The sequence below is a fragment of the Nocardia sp. NPDC050718 genome (assembly GCF_040654235.1).
GTDB lineage: Bacteria > Actinomycetota > Actinomycetes > Mycobacteriales > Mycobacteriaceae > Nocardia.
The window spans coordinates 48,509-68,129 of record NZ_JBFAHQ010000006.1 but is presented as its reverse complement, the minus strand read 5'-3'; the positions used below and the strand labels follow the sequence as shown (position 1 = coordinate 68,129).

Below are 19,621 nucleotides of genomic sequence, written 5' to 3'. Positions count from 1 at the left end.
GGCTCCTCGTGCGGGCGTCCAGCGTTGTCGGGCGCTTCATTCATCAATGTAGCATTTTTCTACAACAGTGTAGGAACCTGTCGGCGGTTGCTATCGTGGACCGATGGGAAGCGAGTCGGCCGTTCAGCGGCGAGAACGGGCGGCACATCTCGGGCCCGAGCGCAGGCGCCCCCAGGTCCTCGACGCCGCGCTGGCGATCGCGGCCGAGGAGGGCATCGCCGCGGTGACCATGGGCGCGATCGCCGAACACATGGGCGTGACCAGGCCGGTCGTCTACGCCTGCTTCCCCGACCGGGTCCAGCTGATCGACGCGCTGATCGAGCGCGAGGAGGCGTTCCTGGTCTCCGGTGTGCTCGATGTCCTGCCGCCGCGCACGACCGACGCCGACGAGACCGTCTTCGTCGAGGGCTACCGCGCGCTGCTGCACAAGGTGGCGAGCAGGCCCGCCGCGTGGCGGCTGCTCTACGGCAATCCCGATCCCGCGGTCGCCGCGTCCTTCGGCCGGGGCCGGACCCTGGCGATCGCGCGCTGCACCGAACTCCTGCGCCCGACGCTGCACGCCTGGGGCACCGCCGACGCCGAGCACAAGCTCCCCGCCCTGGTGGAACTGTGGGTCTCGGCAGGCGAGGGCGCGGTGCGGACCCTGTTCACCGACGGATCCGGGTGGGAGCCCGACGAGCTGGGCGCCTTCGTCGGCGCGGCCGTCTATCGCGCCATGCGCGCGGCCTGAGCGTCCGCCCGGTCCCGCTCGGCGACCTCGGCCGCCAGCCAGGTGCCCATCATGCGCGCCGTCATCGCGATGGCGTCGGCGCGCTCCGGCGCGGAGACCTCCACCGCGGCGGCCCGCACCACGGCGGCGAAACCGGTATTGATGAAGACGAAGGTCACCGTGTCGAGGTAGCCGTCATCGGCGGGCCCGAGTCCCTGGATCAGCACCACCTTGACGAGCAATCGCAGCCGCTGTTCGAACTGCGGCAGCCCGGTGCTGTAGAACTGCACGCCGCCGATCAAGGCCCGCAGCAACGCCGAATTCGCGACCAGGATGTCGCTGAAGATGCCGAGGATCTCGCTGACGATCCGCGTGCAGTATTCGGCCGTGGCGTCGCCACCCGAGCCCGAGAACTCGAAAGCCCGGGCGGTGAAGCCCTGTTCGAGATCGGCCAGCAGGCGATCGAGCAGTTCGTCGACGATGACCGAGCGGTCCGCGAAGTACCGGTACAGGGTGCCGATGCTGACCCCGGCCTCGGCCGCGATGCGATTGGTCGAGGTCTGCGCGACACCGAGCGAGCCGAACAGTTCCGCGGCGGTGTCGAGAATGAGATCCCGGGTCTCCTTCGCGCGATCCTGCGAGGGCTGGCGGCGAAGCTGACCGGGCTGCTTCCGTCGGTGGGTTCCTTTGGGCGGCATTCCTCGACCTCCCCCTTTCACGCCCGGGAGCTGAAGCGCTCCCCAGAATAGGAGAACCGTCCATCGCGCGGTGGCCGCGCGCGCTGTTCCACGTGACAGATCGGCCGGCCCGCCATGGTGAATTCGTCCAACGACCTGTGACGTTTCCATTCCGCGGACATCCGGGCCCTAGTGTCTGGACGGTGTTGGAACAGACCACCGACGGCACCGCGGCCGGGTTCGACTTCGACGTGCTGATCGTCGGTTCCGGCTTCGGCGGCAGCGTCACCGCGCTGCGGCTGGTCGAGAAGGGCTACCGGGTCGGGGTCGTCGAGGCGGGCCGCCGTTTCGCCGATGCCGATTTCGCCGCGACGAACTGGGATCTGCGCCGCTACCTGTGGGCCCCGCGGCTGGGCTGTTTCGGCATCCAGCGCGTGCATCGGTTGCGCGACTGTTTCATTCTGGCGGGCGCCGGGGTCGGCGGTGGTTCACTCAACTACGCCAACACCCTCTACAAGCCGGGAGCGGCGTTCTTCGGTGACCGGCAGTGGGCCGCCATCACCGACTGGGACGACGAGCTCAGCCCGCATTACGACCAGGCCCGCCGGATGCTCGGGGTCGTCACCAATCCGCATCTCACCCCCGCCGACACCGTCATCCGGGAGGTGGCCGAGGAGATGGGCGTGGGCGAGACCTTCGTCCCGACGCCGGTCGGCGTGTACTTCGGCGAGCCGGGCCGCACCGTCGCCGATCCCTACTTCGGCGGCGCCGGACCCGACCGCACCGGTTGCCTCCAGTGCGGCGAGTGCATGACCGGCTGCCGCCACGGCGCGAAGAACACCCTGGTCAAGAACTATCTCGGGCTGGCGGAACAGGCGGGCGCGCAGGTACTTCCGCTGACCACCGTCGACGCGATCCGCCCGCGACCCGACGGCAGCTGGCGCGTGGACACCCGGCGCACCGGCGCCTGGGTACGCAAGCATCGCCGCACGCTGTCGGCGCGGCAGGTGGTGCTGGCGGCGGGCACCTGGGGCACCCAGAACCTGCTGTTCCGGATGCGCGACCAGGCCGTCCTGCCCGGCCTGTCGGACCGGCTCGGCGTGCTGACCCGGACGAACTCCGAGGCCATTCTCGGCGCGGGCCGGACCACCGTCGACCCGGAGCGCGAACTCACCACGGGCGTGGCGATCACCTCCTCGTTCCATCCGACCCCGGACACCCACGTCGAGCCGGTGCGCTACGGCAAGGGGTCCAACGCGATGGGCCTGTTGCAGACCTACCTCGTCGACGGCGGTCATCGCGCACCGCGCTGGGCCCGGGTCCTGCTCACCGCCCTGCGGCATCCGCTGCTGACGCCGCGTCTGCTGCGCACCGGCCGGTGGAGCGAGCGGACCCTGATCCTGCTGGTGATGCAGAGCCTGGACAATTCGATCACCACCTACACCCGGCGCGGCCTGTTCGGCCGCCGCTTCACCTCGAAACAGGGCTACGGCGAGCCGAATCCGTCCTGGATCCCGGCGGGCCACGAGGCCACCCGCCGCGTCGCGGGCAAACTCGGCGCCACCCCGGGCAGCACCTGGCCCGACGTGTTCGGCGTTCCGGTCACCGCGCACTTCCTCGGCGGGTGCGTGATCGGGGCCGACGCGGCGACCGGCGTCATCGACCCGTTCCACCGCGTGCACGGCTATCCCACCCTGAGCATCGTCGACGGGTCGGCCATCTCGGCCAATCTCGGGGTCAACCCCTCGCTCACGATCGCCGCCCAGGCCGAGCGCGCGGCCGCGCTGTGGCCCAACAACGGCGAGCCCGACCCGCGGCCACCGGCCGGAGCGCCCTACCAGCGCATCGCGCCGATCGCACCCGAGCGTCCGGTGGTACCCGCCACGGCCGCTGCCGCACTGCGCCTGCCGATCTGGCCGGTGCGCTGAATACCCGCCGCCGTCAACACATTTCGATAGTCCAACAAAGCACTGCTAGGGTGTCCGGGATCGCCGGACAGCGCAGGGCAGCGAGCTCGGGCAGGAACCGAGTTCGCACATGTTCGTCTCGAATGGTGCAGCGGTACAACCACTTCGGACAGTGAACGTCGGCGACGCGGCTCGCCGGAGAGACCGGCGGGGTGCCGGCCACGTGGGCTCTTCGGTCGGTGACGACGAAGGAACCGATGACTCCGACAATCGCGGTGCTCCTGTTCTCTCTTGCCACTCTGGTGCTCCTGGGCGCGGTGACCGTCGCGGTCCTGGCGCTGCGCAACGAACGCCGCGTCCGCCATCGCCTCGACGCGGCCGAACGTGAGCTCTACGCCCACGAGGAGGCGATGACGCGGCTGGCCGAGCTCACCCTGCCGCGCATCACCGACGCGATCCGCCAGCACACCGAACCGATCGTCACCGCGGAAGTTCCCGCCCTGCTCCAGGATTCGCCGTTCGCGCAGAAGGTGGCCAGGATCGCGGTCGGTCATGCCGCCGACCTGCGCCAGGTCCGCCACGACACCACCGCCGCCGTCGAAGCGGCCGCCGAGGAACGGGCCACCGCGCGGGTCGAGGCGGCCGAGGCGGCGACCCGCGCACAGGTCGCCGGCGACGCGCGCGCGGCGACCAACAGCGCGGTCCGCTCGTTCGGGACCACCGTCGTCAGCCTCGGCGCCGATGTCGGCCAGGTGGTCAGCAACGCGTTGCGGGAGAACCGCAACGACGAGGTCTACGCGATCCTGAGCCGGATCGACCACACCGTGCAGCAGATGATCCGGCAGGCGCAGTCCTACGTCATCGTCTCCGGCGGCCTGCCCGGCAGGCGCTGGCCGCAGCAGACCGTCGACGAGGTGATCGGCGGCGCGACCAGCCGGGTGCGGGACTACCTGCGGATCCGGTCGGGCAACTGCGATCAGGTGATCGTGAGCCGGGCCGTCGAACCGCTGGTCCACACCGTGGCCACGCTGCTCGACAACGCGCTGCGCTACTCGCCGCCGTCCTCGTTCGTCGACATCTCCTTCCAGGAGGGGCATCACGGCGTCACGCTGATCATCGACGACGCGGGCGTGCGGATGAGCCAGGAGCAGATGGAGGAGGCGCGTCAGGTGCTCTCCGGGGAGCGCGCCGTCGACATCAACTCGCTCGGCCCGTCACCCCGCGTCGGGTTCCCCGGTGTCGCCGCGCTGGCCCGACGCTACGGCTTCGCCGCCTATGTCGACGGGCCCAACATCTACGGCGGAACGCGGGCGATGGTCTTCATCCCGGCGGCGCTGCTCGTCGTCGCCGAGCCACGCCCCATCGACCCGGAACCCGTGGTGCGCGAACAGCCCGCGCTCGCCGCCGCGACCGAGACGACCGGTCGGCACCGGCCCGCCGCAGCGCTGCCCGCCGCGCCGGCGCCGGACGATCTCGCCGACAGCCGGACCACCGGCGGGCTCCCCAAACGCAGGCGTCGAGACGTCGCCCCGCTCGACGACCGCGCGAACACCGCCGACACACCGGGCAGGCCCGAACTCGCCGCCGCCTGGCACAGCGGTTCCCGACACGGCCGCGCCGCGGCCGCGCAATCGACGGAAGGGCAGGACATCCGATGAGCACTCCCCTCGCAGACAGCACCAACCGGCTCGCCTGGTTACTCGACGACCTCGAGCTCGACGGTGTGCGCTTCGCGGTGCTGCTGTCCGACGACGGGCTGCGCATCGCCCACTCCGCCGGTGTCACCCGCGACGAGGCCGAGCGTTTCGCTGCCGCCGCCTCCGGACTGCGGTCCCTGGGCAAGGCGCTCGGCGAGTTCTGCGGCAAGCCCGGAAATCCGGTGCGCCAGAACATGACCGAGTACGAGGAGGGCATGGTGCTGATCACCGCCGGTGGCGCCGGCACCCTGCTCGGGGTCGCGACGAGCAGCGACGTCGACCTAGCCCTGGTCGCGCACCGGATGAACGAGCTAGCGGCCCGGGTCGGCCGCGAACTGGGCACGGCACCGCGCCGCGGCGATCGGTCGCCCGCGTGACGGCCGACCCGACGCCCTTCCTGGTACCACCGAGAGGAGAACCCGCGGTGCCGCTCGACGTTCCGCTCGACCTCGCCCCGGCCCGCTGCCCGGTGTCACCGGACTCGCGCGACGGCCAGGATCGCGTCCCGCTGTACTCGCCGGAATTCGCGGCCGACCCGCAGAGCGCCTATCGCGCCATGCGGCACCGCTACGGCTCGCTGGTGCCGGTGGATCTCGTGCCCGGTGTGCCGGCCACCCTGGTGATCGGCTATCGCACGGCGGTACAGATTCTCAACGATCCCGATCATTTCCCGGCGGATCCGCGGATGTGGCAGCGCGAGATCCCCGTCGACTGCCCGGTGTATCCGATGATGCGCTACCGCCCCAACGCGATTCGCACCAGCGGCGCCGAACACGTCCGGTACCGGCAGGTGACCGTGGCCGGGCTGGCGGGCGTCGACCTGTATCGGCTGCACCGGACCGTGGAACAGATCGCGATGCCGGTGATCGACGGCTTCTGTGCCGACGGCACGGCGGATCTGCTGAGCCAGTACGCGTTCCCGGTCGTCTTCGCGACGATCAACGCCATGCTCGGCGTCCCCGAGGAGATCGGCGGACGGGTCGCCACCGGGATGGCCCAGATGTTCGAGGGCGGCGACACCGCGGTGCGCGGCGCGCAGATGCTCGAGGACGCGCTCTACGACCTGGTGCGGCTCAAACAGGCCACCCCCGGCGACGACATCACCACCCGGCTCGTGCAGCACCCGCAGCAGCTCAACGACGAAGAGCTGATGAACCAGCTGCTGACCATGTACGGCGCCGGGATCGAGCCGATGCTCAACCTGGTCCTCAACACGATCCGGCTGATGCTCACCGATCACCGCTTCGCGGGCAGCCTGCTCGGTGGCAGCCTGTCCACCCGCGACGCGCTCGACGAGGTGCTCTACACAGATCCGCCGATGGCCAACTTCTGCACCACCTACCCGCGCCAGCCCATCCTGGTCGACGATGTGTGGCTGCCCGCCCACCAGCCGGTGGTGATCAGCATGGCCGCGTGCAACAACGATCCCTCGATCGGCAGCGGTGACTTCCTGGACAACCGGGCGCATCTGGCGTGGAGCACGGGCCCGCACGGCTGCCCGGCCAAGTCCCCCGCCTACCTGATCGCGCAGGAGGCGATCGATCAGCTGCTCGACGCCCTGCCCGAACTGGAGCTGGCGGTGCCCGAGGCCGAATTGGTCTGGCGTCCCGGGCCGTTCCACCGCGCGCTGGCCGCCCTGCCGGTGCGATTCCCGAGGACGCCGCCGCTCGCGACGCCGACGCGGTGAGCGTGGTCCCTGCTCGGGTGTCCGAGCAGGGACCAGCGCCGGCTACTCGCCGTGCACGCGCACCGGCAGGTGCTTGTGCCCGTTGGAGATGAAGCTGGGCACGGTGCCGAGTTCGCCGACCGGCGCCGCCAGACTCATCGCGGGGAAACGCTCGAACAGCGCGGGCAGCGAGACCAGCGCCTCGAGCCGGGCCAGCGGCGCGCCGAGGCAGTGGTGCACGCCGTAGCCGAACGCCATGTGGGACTTGTCGGCCCGGGTCGGATCGAACTCGTCGGCGGTCTCGCCGTGCCGCTTGGGGTCACGTCCCGCGCCCGCGTAACTCGCCAGGATCGCCTCGCCCTGGGCGATGTGGACGCCGTCGATGTCGATGTCGGACACCGCGAACCGCAACGGCAGGTGCGCCACCGGCGATTCGTAGCGCAGCGTCTCCTCGACGACGTCGGCCCAGGTGATCGTGCCCGCCGTGACCTCGGCGAGCACCGCGGGCCGGGTGAGCAGCGCGATGATCGCCTGATCGAGGAGGTTGACGGTGGTCTCGTGACCGGCCGAGATGACCAGCAGCAGGGTGCCGATCAGTTCTTCCTCGGTGAGCGCGCCGCCTTCGTCCTCATCGCGCTGCGAGATGAGCAGGCTGGTGATGTCGTCGCCGGGGTGCTCGCGGCGGAAGGCCACCAGCTCACCGAGGATCCGGTACATCTCCAGGTAGTTGGCTTGGGACTGCTCCGGGGTGAGCGTGGTGTCGAAGATGCCGTCGACACACGTCCGCAGGCCCGGGTTCAGCGATTCGGGCACGCCCATCAGCTCCGAGATCACCTGGATCGGCAGCGGATAGGCGAAGTGCTCCCGCAGATCGACGGCCTCACCCGGCGGGGTCTCGGCCAGCGCGTCGAGCAGGTCGGTGGTGATCCGCTCGACCTGCTCGCGCATGGCCTCGGTGCGGCGTGCGGTGAACGCGGGCGCCACCAGCCTGCGCAGCCTGCGGTGGTCGGCGCCGTAGGCGGTGAACATGTTCGACACCGCGACCCATAGGAACAGCGGCCAGTCGGGCGGGATCTCGCCCGCGACGAACGACGGCCAATGCTGCGAGGCGTCCTTGGAGACCCGCGAATCGGTCAACAGCTTCTCCAGCAGCGCCTGGTCGGTGACCGACCACGCCGGCACCCCGCCGGGCAGCTCGACCAGCACCGCCGGGCCCTGCTCCCGGATGCGCGCGCTCTCCCCCTGGATGTCTTCCCCTGTTGTATCGATTACCAACCGACTCGCTACCGATTCCACCATGAACCTCTCGATCACCGGTGTTTCCCGGACCCCAATGCAGGCGATCGCATCGAAACATACTGCTGGACTGAACCTTCCGATTCGGTTAGCGATGCTACCGGTACACCCGACAGGTCGCAGGGACTCGGCGACAGCGGCATTCAGGCGGTGGCGACGCGATCACGCACGTAGGCAAGGGCATTCACGGGCGCCAGCTGGGCGTCCTCGGCCCGAAGACACGTCTCGTACCGCGCCAGCGCCTCGTCGAGCCGGTCCCCCGGGCCGCGCTCGGCCAGCAACACCACGACCGCTTCCCAGGTGCGCAGCCCCGGATCGGGGTCGGCGAGCAACTCGTCCAGATAGCGGTCCGGCTCCAGCAAGCGCAGTGCCCGGCGCGCGTAGACGTGGACCCGGCGGGGCAGTTCCGCGCGCAGCGCCTCGATGTCGGACTGCCGTACCTGCTGTCCGTCGACCGTGGGATCGACGCGCAGCGACCACGGTTCGGTGCATTCGGCGGGTATCCCCCGCAGTTCGACGAGTCCGGGCCCGGTCGCGTCCGCGAGCGTCGTGGGCGGACCACCCAGCCGCTGCCTGCACCAGTCGCCGAACTCCCACCACGCCGTCGGCGTCGCGTTCACCTCCAGCCCGAATCGGACCTCCTGCTGACCGTCGGTCCAGCTCCGCTGGACCCGGCCGCGGCCGACCGACGCCACCCCACCCGCCGCCACCTGCGTCCATCTGGCTTCCGATCCACGAAAACCATACGGCTGCAGCAGCTTTCCCACATCCCGCGTCAACCGGCGCAACGCCGGGTCCAGTCCGACCATCCCGGCAGGGTAACCACACCCACCGACAACCCCCCGTCGGTCGTCGCAGTGCTAGGAGGCCTCCTCGACGAGGTCCGTCGTCGCCTGCGCGCTCTCGATGCGCAGGGTGAAGCGGAAGCCGCACGAGGATTCCAGCGAGGCACTCCGGCGATCGGCGGCGGGCGCGCTGCGGACATCGATGCCGACGTCGAGGTCCTCCAGCCCGACGTGGAAGCGTTCGGCCAGCCAGAATTCCGTGTGCCAGGCGGTCTGGCCCGCCAGGACGTCGCCGTCGCCGGCGTGGAAGTCGGTGCGGCGCACACAGATCGGGGTGTGACCGTCGGAGTCGGGCGGGAGGTACAGGACGACGGGTCCGTGCATGGCGGTCAGCAGTTGCAGCACGTGACGGGCGTCCTCGGTCGTGTCGATGGCTCGATGACGGTGGTTCGCGGCATGAACGTGCGGAGGCCGCTCACGGCGTCCGGACCCGGCTTGGTAAGGCATGGTGCACTCCTCGGGAAGATCTCGGTTGTCGGGGTCGCCAGACACTATGGGTGGGCAAGGTTGGTCCAACGTTGGTGCCGATCGAATCTTGCGAAGCCGCGACCCGCCGTGGAATCCCCCGCGACACGCGGCGTTGACAGGGATATGACCCCGATACCCGAGGCGACCCGCCTCTCGATCCTGGATCGCTCGCGTGTCCGGCGTGGCCAGTCTCACGCCGACGCGCTGCGCGACACCGTCGAGTTCGCCCAGCTGGCCGAGCGGTGGGGATATCACCGGTTCTGGGTCGCCGAACATCACAGCGTGCCCGGTGTCGCAGGCACCGCCCCGACGGTGCTGGTCGCGGCGGTCGCGGCGGCCACCGCTCGGATCCGGGTCGGGACCGGCGGTGTCATGCTGCCCAATCATCAGCCCTTGGTCGTCGCCGAGCAGTTCGGTGTGCTGGCATCGCTGTTCCCCGGGCGGATCGATATGGGTCTGGGGCGCTCGGTGGGCTTCACCGACGGTGTGCGCCGGGCGCTCGCCCACGATCGGGCCGACGCCGAGGATTTCGACGCCGACCTGGGCGAACTGCTCGACTATTTCGACGCGGGCCGCTTCGGCGTGCACGCCGGATCGGCCGAGGGCGCGCACCTGCCGACCTTTGTGCTGGCGACCGGTTCGGGCGCCGAGCGGGCGGCCCGGTTCGGGCTGCCGCTGGTCATCGCGCAGGTCGGCGACCGGGCGGCGATGGTGCGGGCGATCGAGCGCTACCGCGCCGAGTTCCGGCCGTCGGCACGAGCCGAGCAGCCCTATGTGATCGTGTCGGCGACCGTGATGATCGCCGACACGACCGCGCTGGCACACCGGCTCCTGCTCCCCGAGGCGTGGTCGAGCGCGTACGCACGCACCCGGGGCGAGTTCCCGGCGCTGCTCTCCCCCGAGGAGATCGACGCCACGACGATGACCGCCCGGCAGCGTGAGCTCTTCGAGCGGGCACTCGACGACCAGATCCACGGTTCCGAAGCCGAAGTCGCCGACTCGCTGGGACAACTGATTACCCAGACCGGCGCCGAGGAAATCCTCGTCCACACGAGCACTTTCGATCGGACGGCACGGCTGGATTCGCATCGGCGGCTGGCGGGGTTGCGCTCCGCCGCCCACTGATCAGCCGACCGCGGCCTCGGTCCACGCCCTCGCCAGTATCTCCTCGACGGTCTGCTCCGGCGTCTGCTCGGAGGTGTCGAGCCAGAGCCCGAGCCGGGGCGTGTGGTTGCGCAGACCATCGTCGAGCAGGTCGATGGTCCACCGGTGATACGCGTCCTTGCCCCGGGCCGCCTCCCTGGCCGCGATGGCGTCCGGCCGTGGCGTGAGCACCACGACCAGCAGAGGCCGATGCCGGATCAGCTCGATCAGCTCCGGCAGGTGCTCGCCGAGGACGACGTCCTGGGCCAGCACCGTGAAGCCCTCCCGGAAGTACTCGTCGCAGGTCGCCGCCGTCAGCCGGTGCCGTAGGCGCAACTGCCGCACGGCTTCCTCGGACGGTTCCGGCGCCATCTCCTCGCGGCCGTTGATCACCATGCGCCGGAAGACATCCCCGCGCACATGCACCGAGCGGGGTAGCCGCTCGGCCAGCATCTGCGCGATGGTCGACTTCCCCGCGGCCTGGATCCCGGTGAGAAGAACGATGACCTGTGGCAGCGACCCGGTCACGCGGCAGCCCCTTCCTGATCGCGCGGCCGATGGTCAGGACAGCTGCCACCGGGCCGCGCCCGTACGGTGCCGACGAGGCTACGCCGCCGATGGTGTGCTGGGCCACAGAGTTTGTCGGCGCGGCGGGTTTTCCTCTCGCGACAAACTTACCGGCCGCCATTTTGCCCCGGTGACAAAAGGTGTGGTCCCGGCGATACATTCCGTCCGGAGTTCATTCGTGAGGTCCCTCACTCCGAACCCTCGCCGACGCGGCACCCGACCCGCCCGCGACCGCGCACCGGAGCGATAGCCACCCTCGGCCCATACGCCGTAAACGATTGCATCACCGCTGGTCGACGTCACTTCTCCAGCGATAGCCACATAGCCAAGACTTTCGGTCACACATAGGTGCATCGATGGTCGTGCGTCCGTCCACAGCCGTTCAGATCGCTTCCGGGCGAATGCTTTTTCTCCGGTAGGGTTCCGTCCCACCGACGGTCGGAAATGATCCCAGGCGCACTTACAGACGTTGGAGGAGTTCACGTGTTGCATTCACGTTTCGAGTCGATCGGCGCATATCTTCCGTCGAATATCGTCTCCACCGCCGAATTGATTTCCCGTTTGAAAGTACCGCCCTCGTTCGACCTGGAGCGGATCACCGGGATCAAGGAACGGCGCGTGCGCGACACCGCGCCCGACGCCATGCAGGACTCGTTCGCGCTGGCCGTGCACGCCGCGCAGGACTGCCTGACCAGGTCGCGCTACGCCGCGAGCGAACTGGACGTGATCATCTCCTGTTCGATCACCCGCAGCAACCAGGGCACCCGCATGTACATGGAGCCCTCGTTCGCCTCGACGATCGCCCAGGCACTCGGCGCCGACGCGGCGATAACCTTCGACGTGTCCAACGCCTGCGCCGGAATGCTCACCGGCACCTACATTCTCGACCGGATGATCCGGGCGGGTGTGGTGCGCAACGGCATGGTCGTCAGCGGTGAGTCGATCACCCCGATCGCCGACACCGCCGTGAACGAGATCTCCGAGAAGTACGACCTGCAGTTCGCCTCGCTGTCGGTGGGCGACTCGGGGTGCGCGGTCGTGCTCGACCAGGCCGTCGACGAGGCGGACATGATCCACTACGTCGAATTGTTCACCGCCGCCGAGCATTCGCACCTGTGCCTGGGCATGCCCAGCGACAAGTCGGCGGGTGTCGCGCTCTACACCGACAACCGCAAGATGCACAACGAGGCCAGGTTCATGCTGTGGCCGGACGCGCAGGGCACCTTCCTCGAACAGCGGGGCCGCACCTTCGCCGACGAGCAGTTCGACTACATCATTCATCACCAGTTCGGCGCGGCGGCCGTGCCGTACATCAACGGCGTCGCCGCCCGCGAGTTCGGCACCCCGATGCCGCCGGACCTGAACGTGATCGAGAAGTACGGAAACACCTCGACCACTTCGCATTTCATCGTGCTGCACGACCAGCTGTCGGAGCAGCGCATCGAGACCGGGTCCAAGCTCCTCATGGTTCCGGCCGCCTCCGGTGTCGTCGCCGGCTTCCTGTCCACCACCATCTCTTCGCTGAAGGTCTGAGGTTCGTCATGGGCGTGCGTATCCGAGCCACCGGCGCCAGCAGGGCCGCCGACACCCACAGCATCGTCGAGCACAGCGGCCGCGCCGCGCGGCAATGCCTGCAGCGAGCCGATATCCGGCCCGACCAGGTGGGCGTGCTGATCAACACCGGGATCTTCCGTGACTCGAACACGGTCGAACCGGCGGTCTCCGCGCTGATCCAGAAGGCGGCGGGCATCGGCCTCGACTACACCAGGGACGATCCGCGGACGTTCTCCTTCGACCTGATGAACGGCGCCGTCGGGGTGCTCGACGCCGTCCGGGTCGCCGGGTCGGTGCTCGCCACCGGCAGCACCGAGCACGTGCTCGTCGTCGCGGGCGACACCCATCCCTCGCTCACCCGCGGCACGGCCGACGCCGAATTCCCCTATGCCACCGCCGGTGCCGCGCTGCTGCTCGAGCAGGTCGACGGCCCGGAGGGGTTCGGGCCGGTGCACTCCGCGCGGTCGACGGGCAGTCCCGCCGAGGTCGCCTATGTCGACACCGCGACCATGGGCGCGATCGGCCGCAGCCTGATGACCATCGAGCGCGACGCCGATTTCGAGGACCGGATCCTGGCCGTCGCCTGCGACGCGGCGCGCGCCGCCCTGGCCGCCGCCGAGATCGACCCGGCCGGCCTGGCCTTGATCGCCTCGACGCCGACCCCGCACTTCCCGAAGCGGCTCGCCGACGCCCTCGGCATCGACCAGGACGCGGTGCGCACGCCCGACCTCACCGACGGCGACCCGCATACCGCCGCGCTGCCGCTGGCCTACGACCGCGCGGTCGCCGAGCGCTCACTGACCGGCCGCACCCACGTGCTGTTCGTCGCGGCGGGCGCGGGTCCGTCGGCGGCCGCCACCCTGTACCGGCTACCCGCGGAGACCACCGCGTGACGACGGCGACCTACTGGCGGACCATCGACGACTTCCGGCGTTTCGCGCAGGCCGAACCCGATCGGGCCGCGGTGATCTACCCCGACGGGCAGACCGCCGCCGGTCTGCCCGACTACCGGCGGATCACCTATCAGGAGCTGGATCTGTGGTCGGACGCGATCGCCGAGCAGCTCCTCGGGTCGGGGGTGGGCAGCGGGACCAGGACGATCGTGCTGGTGCTGCCGAGCGCGGAGCTGTACGCGATCCTGTTCGCGCTGTTGAAGATCGGCGCGGTGCCGGTGGTGATCGACCCGGGCATGGGGGTGCGCCGGATGGTGCACTGCCTGCGCGCGGTCGAGGCGGAGGCGTTCATCGGGATTCCCCCGGCGCACGCGCTGCGGGTGCTGTTCCCGCGCAGCTTCCGTCGCGTGCGCACCACGCTGACGGTGGGACGCCGCTGGTTCTGGGGCGGACCCACGCTGCGGGCCTGGGGCCGGACACCGTCGGGCCCGCTGCCCGAGCGGGTGGCCGCCGCGCCCGAGGACGTGCTGATCATCGGATTCACCACCGGCAGTACGGGTCCGGCCAAGGCGGTGGAGCTGACCCACGGCAATCTGGCTGCGATGGTGGAGCAGGTGCACGCCGCCCGCGGCGGGACCCCGCCGGGGACCTCGCTGATCACCCTGCCGCTGGTGGGCGTGCTCGATCTGCTGCTCGGCGCGCGCTGCGTGCTGCCGCCGCTGATCCCGAGCAAGGTCGGGTCGACCGATCCGGCGCACGTGGTGGACGCGATCGACCGCTTCGACGTGCGCACCATGTTCGCCTCCCCCGCCCTGCTCATCCCGCTGCTCGAGCACCTGCGCGCGCACCCGGCCGCGCTGAGCACGCTGTCGAGCGTGTTCTCCGGCGGTGCGCCCGTGCCGGATTGGTGTGTCGCGGGGCTGCGCGAAGTCCTGAGTCCCGACGCCGAGATCTACGCGGGCTACGGCTCGACCGAGGCGCTGCCGATGTCGACCATCGAGTCCAGGGAATTGCTCGACGGACTGGTCGAGCGCGCCCACCAGGGGGACGGCACCTGCATCGGCCGCGCCGCCGACCGGGTCGAGGTGCGCCTGCTCGCCATCACCGACGATCCGGTGGCCGACTGGAACGAGGCGGTTCGCCCGGCCGGGCCACGCGCGGTGGGCGAGATCGTCGTCACCGGCCCGAATGTCAGCACCCGCTACTACTGGCCCGCGGCGGCCAACGTGGCGGGCAAGATCGCCGACGGCGACCGCACCTGGCACCGCACCGGTGACCTGGGCTGGATCGACGAGCAGGACCGGATCTGGTTCTGCGGGCGCAAGAGTCAGCGCGTCGAGACCGCGCGCGGGCCGATGTTCACCGTGCAGGTCGAGCAGGTCTTCAATGTGGTGCCCGGGGTCGCGCGGACCGCGCTCGTCGGCCTCGGCGCGCGCGGTATCCAGCGGCCGGTGCTGTGCGTCGAGCTCGAACCGGGTGCCGATCCGGCCGCCGCCCTGACCCGATTGCGTACCCGCGCCGTGGAATTCGAGATCACGGCGCCCGTCACGGAGTTCCTCGTCCATCCCGGGTTCCCGGTCGACATCCGGCACAACGCCAAGATCGGTCGTGAGGAACTCGCCCGGTGGGCGGCGAAGAAGCAGGAGTCACAGCGATGAAGGTCCTGGTCACCGGCGCGTCCGGGTTCCTCGGTGGCGCGCTCGTGCGCGCGCTGGTCGCCGAGGGCGCCCACGACGTATCGATCCTGGTGCGGCCCACCAGCGTGCTCGACGATCTCGGCCCGGCCCGCGAGCGGGTCACGGTCGTGTACGGCGACCTCGCCGACCCGGCCTCGCTGGCCCGCGCGACCGCCGGCATCGACGTCGTGGTGCACAGCGCGGCCCGGGTCGACGAACGCGGCACCAGGGCCCGCTTCTGGGCGGAGAACGTGACCGCCACCGAGACGCTGCTCGACGCGGCCCGGCGCGGTGGCGCGGCCCGGTTCGTCTTCGTGTCCAGTCCGAGCGCGCTGATGGACCGCGACGGCGGCGACCAGCTCGACGTCGACGAAGCACTGCCCTACCCGCACCGCTACCTGAACTTCTACTCCGAGACCAAGGCCGCCGCCGAACGGTCCGTGCTCGCCGCGAACACCGACAGCTTCACCACCGTCGCGCTGCGGCCGCGGGCGATCTGGGGCGCGGGTGACCGTTCGGGACCGATCGTGCGGCTGCTCGGCCGGACCGCGACCGGGTCGCTGCCCGATCTGTCCTACGGCCGCACGGTCGAGGCGTCGCTGTGCCACGTGGACAACATCGTGCGCGCGTGCGTGCTCGCGCTCACGGCGGAATCCGTCGGCGGCCGGGCGTATTTCGTGGCCGATGCCGAGAAGACCGATGTGTGGGCGTTTCTCGGCGCGGTCGCGACCGGGCTCGGTTACGCGCCGCCCTCGCGCAGGCCGAACCGCCGCGTGCTCACCGCCGTCGTGGCGGCCGTCGAGGCCGTGTGGCGGATCCCGGCCGTGGCCACCCGCTGGTCGCCGCCGCTGTCGCGGTACGCCGTCGCGCTGATGACCCGCAGTGCCACCTACGACACCGGCGCCGCCCGCCGCGATCTCGGCTACACGCCGGTCATCGATCGCGACACCGGGCTGGCCGGATTCCTCACCTGGCTCGATGCCGAGGGTGGCATCGAAACGCTCACCAGGGACCTGCGGTAAGTCACCGCACGACCGAAGTACCGGAGGCAATCATGAACGGCAGCAGTCCCTTCCGTCGCCCGATCTCGACGACCGAGCGCATGTACTTCCCCATGCGCGACCTGGCGCCGCCGTTCCTCATGCAGCTGGTCGTCCCCGGCGACGGCGACCTCGACCCCGACCGGCTGCGCCGCGCGGTGGCGCTGGCCGCGACGGTGACCCCGGGCGCGCGACTGGTGCGTCGCGGCACCGACTGGGTCGACGCCGGCACCGCGCCCGCGGTCCGGGTGGTGCCGGGCCATGTGCTCCCCGCGACCGTCCTCGAGTCCGACCCGGTGCTCACCAGCCCGATCGGCCCGACGCCGGAGACGACGGTCGAGGTGCTGCTGCTGACCGGCGCGCCGGTGACGCTGGTCTTCCGGGTCTTCCACGGCGTGATGGACGGCATGGGCATGGTGCTGTGGGTGACCAACGTCCTGCGCGCGCTGCGCGGGGAGGACCCGATCCCCCAGCTCGACCCGGTGGCCGACCAGGAACTCGTGGACCGGGTCGGGGCGCCGGGCAAGCCGGCGGCGATGGTGCCGCGCTACCGCAGCGCGACCGGCCGCGGCAGGCAGCGACGCGGTGTGGCGCGACATCTGCTGCGGCACCGGCGAATCGACGCCGCGGCCCCCGGCGCGCTGGCCCGGGTCTGCGCGCTGCTGGCCGCCGAGACGCCGGGGACCTCGCGCATCATGATGCCGGTCGACCTGCGCAGGCACGATCCGGCGCTGCGCTCGACCGCCAATCTGGCCCTGCCGCTGTTCCTCGACATCGAGTCCGGCAGCGACTGGACGTCGATCAAGGAGCAGATCACGACCGGCCTGCGCGAACGACGCGAGCTGAACCAGCTGGCAAACACCCGGATCACCCTGGTGCCCGACCCGATCAATCGTGGTGTCCTGCACACGACGAACTGGCTCGGTGCCCGCCTCGGCCGGAACCTGGCCTCGGCCACCGTGTCCCACATGGGCCGCTTCACCGCCGACGAGCTGGCCGTGCCCGGCTTCCGGCCGACGGGGCTGTATGTGCTGCCCCAGCACAGTGTCGCGATGCCACTGCTGTTCGGGCTCACCGAATTCGACGGCCGGACCGATCTGACGGTGTCGGCGCGCAACGGCGACGGGGTGGAGGCCCGGCTCGAGGCACTGCTCGACCGGATCGTGGAGATGCTCGAATCGGCACCGGCCCGGCTGGATCGAACGCTGTGACGGTGCTGGCCCGCCTGGTCACCGCCCGGCCGCGGGCGGTACTGGCCGTCGTCGTGGTATTCATCGGGCTGTGCGCGGCCTTCGGCGCCGATGTCACCCAGCGGCTCAGCGCCGGGGGTTTCGCCGATCAGGGCAGCGAGTCGGCGCTGGTGGACCGGGCGGTCACCGCGCAGTTCGGTCCGCAGAGTCCCGATGTGATCGCGCTCTTCACCGCGCCGGACGGCCGGACCGTCGACGAGATCGGGCCGCAGGTCACCGCGGCACTGGACCGGATCGACCCGGCCCTGCTGGCGCGGCCGACGCAGAGCTACTGGCAGGCCGCCGCGCCGATGCGGAACTTCCTGGTCTCGCCGGATCGGCGCCACGCCGTGGCGGTGGTGTTCGCCGCCGGCGACGACACCGCGCGCATCGCCGCCTTTCCCGCGATCGCCGACGCGCTCCGGGTGCCCGGCGTCGACACCCGGCTCTCCGGCTACAGCGCGCTCAACTCCGAGATCGTCGCGCGCTCGCAGCGTGATCTCGTGGTGGCGGAGTCGATCTCCCTGCCGCTGACCTTGCTGATCCTGGTGCTGGTGTTCGGCGGGCTGCTCGCCGGTGCCCTGCCGGTGCTGGTGGGCGCGCTCGCGGTCGCCGGGTCCCTGGGGGTGATCCGGCTGCTCACCGAGACCACAGAAGTGACCACCTTCGCGGTGAACATCGCCTCGCTGCTCGGCCTCGGCATGGCCATCGACTACGGGCTGTTCCTGGTCAACCGATTCCGCGAGGAATACGCCGAGAGCCGCGACGTGCCCGCGGCCATCGCCCGCACCTACGCGACCGCCGGGCGCACCGTCGCGCTGTCGGCGCTGCTGCTGATGTGCGCGTTCGCCGGCACCTTCGTGTTCCCGCAGGCGGTGCTGCGGTCGCTGGGCATCGGGTCCATCGCGGCGGTGGCCATGGCCGCCGGCCTGTCGCTGACGGTGCTGCCCGCCCTGCTGGCGCTGTTCGGCACCCGGATCGGCCGGGCCAGGCCGACGACCCGCACCGAGCACTTCTGGACCAGGGTGGTCGACGCCGTGCTGCGGCGCCCCGGCGTGGTCACCGTCGTCGTCGGCGCGATCCTGCTCGCCCTGGCCGCACCGCTGACCGGCATCCGGCTCGGCGACATCGACCACCGCGCCCTGCCGCCCGACAGCGAGATGCGCCGCACGGTCGACGAGCTCACCGCGACCTTCCCGGCCGCGGCGAGCGGCGCGACCGTGCTGCTCCGCGGCATCGACGGCCCACCGCAGTCGGCCGCGGTCGCCACCGTGCTCGACGAGGTCGACGCGGTCCCCGGCGTCGGCGATGTCGTGCAGGTCGGGCGCGCCGACGATGTCGTCGTCCTGCACGCCTTCCTCACCGCCGCCGACCGCAGCGTGGACGCGACCGCCGCCGTCCACGCCCTGCGGGCGCTGGAACCACCGGCGGGCACGACGCTGGCGGTGGGTGGTGACACCGCGGCGACCGTCGACACCGTGGCGTCGACGGTCGGGCGGATGCCGCTGATGATCGCGGTGATGGTGCTGGCCACCCTGGTGCTGCTGACGGTCGCGTTCCGCTCGATCATGTTGCCGCTCAAGGCCGTCGCGATGGCGTTCCTCAGCCTGGCGGCCACCTTCGGCGTGCTGACGATGATCTTCTACCACGGCCATCTCGCCGGCCCGCTCGGTATCACGGCCGGGCCGATCCCGGCGGGCATGCTGGTGCTGATCATCGCGGTCGTCTTCGGCTTGTCCACCGACTACGAGGTGTTCCTGCTCTCCCGGATGGCCGAGGCGCACCGCGCGGGCGCCGACACCGCGACCGCCGTGCGCGTCGGCACGGTGAAGACCGCCCGCGTCATCACCGCGGCCGCCGTCCTGCTCGTGCTGGTCACCGGCGCCTTCGCGCTCTCGCCGCTGACGCCGATGCGCTTCCTCGGCCTCGGCATGATCATCGCCCTGGTCCTGGACGCCACGCTGGTCCGCATGCTCCTCGTCCCCGCCCTCGTGCAGTTGATGGGCCCCGCCAATTGGTGGCTGCCGTGGCGAGCCGACCGGTCGCCGGCGTGCACGAACACGCGCCGGAGCGCACCATGGAGACAGCCCGACTCTTTACCGCAGGACAGCTCTGATGATCGTGACGACCCGCGAGAGGTGGCAGTCGGCCGATGACCGGCTGCGGATCGGCGCGGAGGTCCTCCACGCCGCCGACGACGCGGCCGCGCTGCGCGCCGCCGATACCCTGCCAACGACCGCCCAGGTGCTGGCGC

The 19,621-nt window shown here is 70.7% G+C and carries 17 protein-coding genes; 12 read left to right on the top strand and 5 right to left on the bottom strand.

The features are described from left to right. The first annotated feature begins 103 nt into the window (after positions 1 to 103). Positions 104 to 730 carry a TetR/AcrR family transcriptional regulator gene (locus tag AB0H54_RS25955; RefSeq protein ID WP_355281125.1) on the top strand — a complete coding sequence of 209 codons (627 nt, stop codon included), beginning with the start codon at positions 104 to 106 and terminating at the stop codon, positions 728 to 730. On the opposite strand, the gene AB0H54_RS25950 is transcribed toward AB0H54_RS25955, so the two are convergent. Beyond that, entirely contained in the window at positions 706 to 1,407 is a 702-nt protein-coding gene (locus AB0H54_RS25950; protein ID WP_357348597.1) for a TetR/AcrR family transcriptional regulator, read from the bottom strand. The genes AB0H54_RS25955 and AB0H54_RS25950 overlap by 25 nt on opposite strands. Positions 1,408 to 1,589: 182 nt before the next feature. Between AB0H54_RS25950 and AB0H54_RS25945 the strand changes: the two genes are divergently transcribed. The 4 genes from AB0H54_RS25945 (at position 1,590) to AB0H54_RS25930 (ending at position 6,677) form a co-directional block, all read left to right on the top strand. Continuing rightward, positions 1,590 to 3,314 carry a GMC family oxidoreductase gene (locus AB0H54_RS25945; RefSeq protein WP_357348595.1) on the top strand — a complete coding sequence of 575 codons (1,725 nt, stop codon included), beginning with the start codon at positions 1,590 to 1,592 and terminating at the stop codon, positions 3,312 to 3,314. Positions 3,315 to 3,550: 236 nt separating this feature from the next. Then, positions 3,551 to 4,951 (top strand): ATP-binding protein, encoded by a 1,401-nt coding sequence (locus tag AB0H54_RS25940; protein WP_357348593.1) that lies wholly within the window; start codon positions 3,551 to 3,553, stop codon positions 4,949 to 4,951. Next, positions 4,948 to 5,367 carry a roadblock/LC7 domain-containing protein gene (locus AB0H54_RS25935; RefSeq protein WP_355281117.1) on the top strand — a complete coding sequence of 140 codons (420 nt, stop codon included), beginning with the start codon at positions 4,948 to 4,950 and terminating at the stop codon, positions 5,365 to 5,367. The genes AB0H54_RS25940 and AB0H54_RS25935 overlap by 4 nt, the downstream gene beginning before the upstream one ends. A 92-nt stretch (positions 5,368 to 5,459) precedes the next feature. After that, complete coding sequence (locus tag AB0H54_RS25930) at positions 5,460 to 6,677, top strand: cytochrome P450 (RefSeq protein ID WP_357349086.1); 1,218 nt, start codon at positions 5,460 to 5,462, stop codon at positions 6,675 to 6,677. 42 nt (positions 6,678 to 6,719) lie between these two features. Here the strand turns inward: AB0H54_RS25930 and AB0H54_RS25925 are convergent, their stop codons facing one another. From AB0H54_RS25925 to AB0H54_RS25915, 3 genes are all read right to left on the bottom strand, one after another. Then, complete coding sequence (locus tag AB0H54_RS25925) at positions 6,720 to 7,955, bottom strand: cytochrome P450 (RefSeq protein ID WP_357348591.1); 1,236 nt, start codon at positions 7,953 to 7,955, stop codon at positions 6,720 to 6,722. Between the two features lie 140 nt (positions 7,956 to 8,095). Beyond that, on the bottom strand, positions 8,096 to 8,761 hold the full coding sequence (locus AB0H54_RS25920; protein WP_357348589.1) for a hypothetical protein: 666 nt from the start codon (positions 8,759 to 8,761) through the stop codon (positions 8,096 to 8,098). A gap of 51 nt (positions 8,762 to 8,812) precedes the next feature. Continuing rightward, complete coding sequence (locus tag AB0H54_RS25915) at positions 8,813 to 9,142, bottom strand: DUF779 domain-containing protein (RefSeq protein WP_357348588.1); 330 nt, start codon at positions 9,140 to 9,142, stop codon at positions 8,813 to 8,815. 246 nt (positions 9,143 to 9,388) lie between these two features. Between AB0H54_RS25915 and AB0H54_RS25910 the strand changes: the two genes are divergently transcribed. Continuing rightward, positions 9,389 to 10,390: an LLM class flavin-dependent oxidoreductase gene (locus tag AB0H54_RS25910; protein WP_357348586.1), complete on the top strand. Its 1,002-nt coding sequence runs from the start codon at positions 9,389 to 9,391 to the stop codon at positions 10,388 to 10,390. On the opposite strand, the gene AB0H54_RS25905 is transcribed toward AB0H54_RS25910, so the two are convergent. Beyond that, positions 10,391 to 10,936 carry an AAA family ATPase gene (locus tag AB0H54_RS25905; protein ID WP_357348584.1) on the bottom strand — a complete coding sequence of 182 codons (546 nt, stop codon included), beginning with the start codon at positions 10,934 to 10,936 and terminating at the stop codon, positions 10,391 to 10,393. Between the two features lie 522 nt (positions 10,937 to 11,458). Between AB0H54_RS25905 and AB0H54_RS25900 the strand changes: the two genes are divergently transcribed. The 6 genes from AB0H54_RS25900 to AB0H54_RS25875 are packed head-to-tail and all read left to right on the top strand — an operon-like array spanning position 11,459 to position 19,523. Beyond that, the gene (locus AB0H54_RS25900) at positions 11,459 to 12,508 is read left to right on the top strand and encodes a 3-oxoacyl-[acyl-carrier-protein] synthase III C-terminal domain-containing protein (RefSeq protein WP_355281107.1); all 1,050 of its coding nucleotides are present in this window, start codon (positions 11,459 to 11,461) and stop codon (positions 12,506 to 12,508) included. 8 nt (positions 12,509 to 12,516) lie between these two features. Next, the gene (locus tag AB0H54_RS25895) at positions 12,517 to 13,422 is read left to right on the top strand and encodes a hypothetical protein (protein WP_357348582.1); all 906 of its coding nucleotides are present in this window, start codon (positions 12,517 to 12,519) and stop codon (positions 13,420 to 13,422) included. Continuing rightward, positions 13,419 to 15,080: a fatty acid CoA ligase family protein gene (locus AB0H54_RS25890; protein WP_357348580.1), complete on the top strand. Its 1,662-nt coding sequence runs from the start codon at positions 13,419 to 13,421 to the stop codon at positions 15,078 to 15,080. Before AB0H54_RS25895 ends, AB0H54_RS25890 begins: the two co-directional genes overlap by 4 nt. Next, positions 15,077 to 16,120, top strand: a complete 1,044-nt coding sequence (locus AB0H54_RS25885; protein ID WP_357348578.1) for an NAD-dependent epimerase/dehydratase family protein — start codon at positions 15,077 to 15,079, stop codon at positions 16,118 to 16,120. Before AB0H54_RS25890 ends, AB0H54_RS25885 begins: the two co-directional genes overlap by 4 nt. A 32-nt stretch (positions 16,121 to 16,152) precedes the next feature. Further along, the gene (locus tag AB0H54_RS25880) at positions 16,153 to 17,349 is read left to right on the top strand and encodes a peptide synthetase (RefSeq protein WP_357348576.1); all 1,197 of its coding nucleotides are present in this window, start codon (positions 16,153 to 16,155) and stop codon (positions 17,347 to 17,349) included. Continuing rightward, positions 17,346 to 19,523, top strand: a complete 2,178-nt coding sequence (locus tag AB0H54_RS25875) for an MMPL family transporter (RefSeq protein WP_357348574.1) — start codon at positions 17,346 to 17,348, stop codon at positions 19,521 to 19,523. Before AB0H54_RS25880 ends, AB0H54_RS25875 begins: the two co-directional genes overlap by 4 nt. Positions 19,524 to 19,621: the final 98 nt, after the last annotated feature.